Source organism: Candidatus Zixiibacteriota bacterium, assembly GCA_020853795.1.
Taxonomy (GTDB): domain Bacteria; phylum Zixibacteria; class MSB-5A5; order CAIYYT01; family CAIYYT01; genus JADJGC01.
Genome location: JADYYF010000161.1, coordinates 1 through 3615 on the forward strand (window position 1 = coordinate 1; position 3615 = coordinate 3615).

At 61.4% G+C, this 3615-nt stretch carries 3 protein-coding genes; all 3 read left to right on the top strand.

The window, feature by feature from the left end:
* Window positions 1–12: 12 nt before the first annotated feature.
* Window positions 13–1269 (top strand): TolC family protein, encoded by a 1257-nt coding sequence (locus IT585_12580; protein MCC6964082.1) that lies wholly within the window; start codon window positions 13–15, stop codon window positions 1267–1269.
* Window positions 1266–2297, top strand: coding sequence for an efflux RND transporter periplasmic adaptor subunit (locus IT585_12585; protein MCC6964083.1), 1032 nt, complete (start codon window positions 1266–1268; stop codon window positions 2295–2297). Before IT585_12580 ends, IT585_12585 begins: the two co-directional genes overlap by 4 nt.
* Window positions 2294–3615 (top strand): efflux RND transporter permease subunit (locus IT585_12590; GenBank protein MCC6964084.1); only part of this gene is annotated, 1322 nt, incomplete at its 3' end. The genes IT585_12585 and IT585_12590, both read left to right, overlap by 4 nt.

The window sequence follows — 3615 nt, forward strand, 5'->3', positions numbered from 1 at the left end:
GTGGCGACGGCTATGGGTGCGCCGTTATCGCTTGAAGAGGCGGCGCAGATGGCCCGGGAGCGGGCGCCGATGGTGCGGATTGCCGGCGAGCAAGTGCAGGAGGCCGCCGCCCGGGCGGCGCAGGCGCGGGCGGCGTTTCTGCCGATGGTGCGGCTGAATTCGGGCTACACGACCAGCGACAATGCGGTCAACGTGTTCATGTTTGCGCTCAATCAGGGGGAATTCCAATTGGCGGGTGATTTGAACAATCCGGATCGCGCCGACAATTTTCAGGCCACGGCGCAGGTTGCAATCAATTTGTTTAATGGCGGACGTGACTGGGCGATCTGGCGGGCCGCGCGCGCAGCGGCGCGCGGTAGCGATTTTGCACGGCAGGCGACAGAAGATGAGATCATCCTGGGTGTGACGCGCGCCTATCTCGGGCTCCTCACGGCGCAGGAATTCGTCCGCGCTTCCGAGACGGCGGTCAACGCCTACGCGTCGACCGAGCAAGTGATGACCAGTCGCGTCAACAACGGGACCGCGCTGAAGACCGACTTGTTGAATGTGCAAGTTGAGAAGGCGCAGGCGGAGGAGCGGCTGCTACAGTCACGCAATGCCCTCGCCCTGGCCAAGGAAGGGCTGCGACTGGCGATCGGGCTCGACAGCCTGAGTGTGAGTGAGTTTCAGTTGTTAGACGAGGTCAAGTTAAGCGAGCCGGGGGCCGTAGCGCCGGCGATGAGGCCGGAGGTGGCGGCGCGGGATGCGTTTGCCGATGCGGCGCGGCGCGAATATCGCGCGGCCTGGGGCGGGTTGATGCCGTCGGTTTCGGCGTTCGCGAGTGTCGACCACTATAAGGGCTGGGAATTTGACGGCTCAAACAACAGTTGGACAGCCGGCTTGACCTTGTCCTGGTCGGTATTCGACGGATTCCTGACGAGTTCGACGATCAAGGAGAAGCGCGCGCGGATGCGAGCTGCCGAGGAGGGCGCCCGGCTGGCGCGGCTGCAGACCTCGGTTGAGTTGACGTCAGCGGCCAATTCGCTCAAGGAGGCGACGGAGCGCGTCGCAGTGATGCAACGGGCGGTGGCGTTGGCCGGTGAAGGCGCCGATCTGACAAGGCAACGCTTCGAGCAGGGGCTGGTGCTGACGTCGCATGTCATAGATGCTGAGAATAATCTTGTGCAAGCCGAAGTTGGTTTGGCGCAGGCCAAGGCGGATCGTCTAATTGCGATCGCCACGCTACGCCGCGCACTAAGTCTGCCGATATTGGGAGGATCTTCGCGATGAGACAGATAGTCGGGTCAATTGTAGTTTTCTTCACGCTGGTGCTGGCCGGTTGCGGCGGTGACAAGCAGCAGCCGCAATCAAATGACGACATGACGCCGAAGGCCGTTAAGGTCGCGCGCGTGGAGCGGCTGGCCAGCGGCGCATACGATGAGATCATGGGTTCGGTGGTTGCGCGCAACACGGCGGATATCAGCACCAAAGTGCAGTCGCGCATCGATCACATCATCGTCGATATCGGCAGCCGGGTCAAGGCTGGAGATTTGCTGGCGGAGCTGGACACCAGGGAGTTTCAAGCCAAGGTCCAGCAGGCGCGGGCAATGAATGAACAGGCATCACAGGATCTGGCGCGTTTCGAGAAGCTGCTCGCGGAAAGTGCGGCTACGCAGCAGGAATATGACGGCATCAAGGCGCGCGCCGCGGTCGCGGAGGCCGGACTGCACGAAGCGGAGACATTTCTGAGCTATGCCCGGATCACGGCGCCGTTTTCCGGGGTGGTAACGCGCAAGCTGGTCGACGTCGGCGATCTGGCGTTTCCGGGTCAACCGTTGTTCACGTTGGAGGAAGCGGGGGCGCCGCGATTCACGGTGACGATTGCGGAATCGTATCGCAACAAGATTACAGTCGGTCAGCAGGTGCGCATCGCGATCGCCGTCATCGATACGACGGTCATGGGCCGCGTGGATGAGCTGTCCCCTTCAGCCGATCCGATGAGCCGGACATTCTCCGCCAAGATCGGATTGCCGGCGCTCGAGAAGCTGCGGCCGGGCCAGTTTGGGCGACTGCTCTTGCCGGCCGAAGGTGGCGACGTCACGTTGTATGTGCCGCGTTCGGCCTGGGTACGTCGCGGCCAGTTGGACCTGGTCTACGTCGTGACGCCGGACCAGCGCGCAATGTTGCGGCTGGTGCGGATCGGACGGCAATTGCCCGACAAGCTGGAGATCTTGTCCGGTTTGCGCGAGGATGAATCCGTGGTCGTCAGCGATCAACGCGACCTGCTCGACGGTGATCGCGTTGAGGTGTCGCTATGAGCCGGCACGAGTCGGACACGCACAAGTCACCGGGCCTGGCGGGTGCACTGGCCCGGATGTTCGTCGATTCGAAGCTGACGCCGCTATTCATTTTGGCTTCGGTGCTGCTGGGATTACTGGCGGTCTCGCTGCTGCCGCGCGAGGAAGAGCCGCAGATCAAGGTGCCGATGGTGGATGTCATGGTGCGCGTCCCCGGGTTTAGCGCGGAAGAGGTTGAGAAGCGGGTGGCGGCGCCGATGGAGAAGTTGATCTGGGAGATCCCGGGCGTTGAATACGTCTACTCGATCTCGCGCCCGGAAGAGGCGCTGGTGATTGTCCGCTACCTGGTGGGGGAAGACATCGAAAAGAGCCTGGTCAAACTCAATCAAAAGTTGCAGTCCAACTTTGATCGGATTCCGCCGGGAGTGTCGTTTCCGCTCCTGAAGCCGCGGTCGATCGACGATGTGCCGATTCTGGCGCTGACATTTCACAGTTCAACGGAAGACCATTATTTCCTGCGTCGCGTGGTGGCCGAGATTGAAGAGCAGATCAAGCAGGTGCCGGATGTTTCCGAGACGCACATGATCGGCGGCCTGAGGCGCCAATATCGCATCCAGCTTGATCCGGGCGCACTGGCGGCACGGAATCTTGATCCGCTAAGCGTGATCCCGGTGTTGCAGGCGGCAAACCGGCAGAATCGCGCGGGTGGGATCGTTCGCAACAATGAAGAAATCATCGTCGAGACGGGCGGATTCCTGCGCGACGTTGAGGACGTCAACCGCGTAGTGCTGGGAGTTTTCAACGGCGCACCCGTGTATCTCCGCGACGTGGCGACCGTTGTCGACGGTCCGGAAGAACTGCGACAGGTAGTAGTTTTTGGTTCGGGAGCCGCCTCGGGCCAGCGGCATGAAGATGAAGCGGCGGTGACGCTCTCGATCGCCAAACGCGCCGGCACGAACGCGATTGCCGTCGCCGAGCGGGTACTGGAAAAAGTCGAGCACTTACGCCCGAAACTGATTCCGTCGAATGTCGAGATGACGATCACCCGCCACTACGGGGAAACCGCGCAGGAAAAGTCGGACGAGCTGCTGCTGCACATGCTGATTGCGATTGTGTCGGTGTCGATCCTGATCCTGATCAGCCTGGGCTGGCGCGAGTCGGTGATTGTGGCGCTGGCCATTCCCTCGACGCTGGCGTTGACACTATTGGTGTTCTACCTGACAGGTTTCACACTCAACCGCATCACGCTGTTCGCGCTGATTTTCTCGATCGGTATCCTGGTGGATGATGCGATCGTGGTGGTGGAGAACATCACGCGCCATTTGCATCTGCCCAAGAA

Excerpts from the sequence above, each read along its gene's own strand:
- IT585_12585 (MCC6964083.1), top strand. The coding sequence starts at position 1,266 with ATGAGACAGATAGTCGGGTCAATTGTAGTTTTCTTCACGCTGGTGCTG.
- IT585_12580 (MCC6964082.1), top strand. The coding sequence starts at position 13 with ATGGGTGCGCCGTTATCGCTTGAAGAGGCGGCGCAGATGGCCCGGGAG.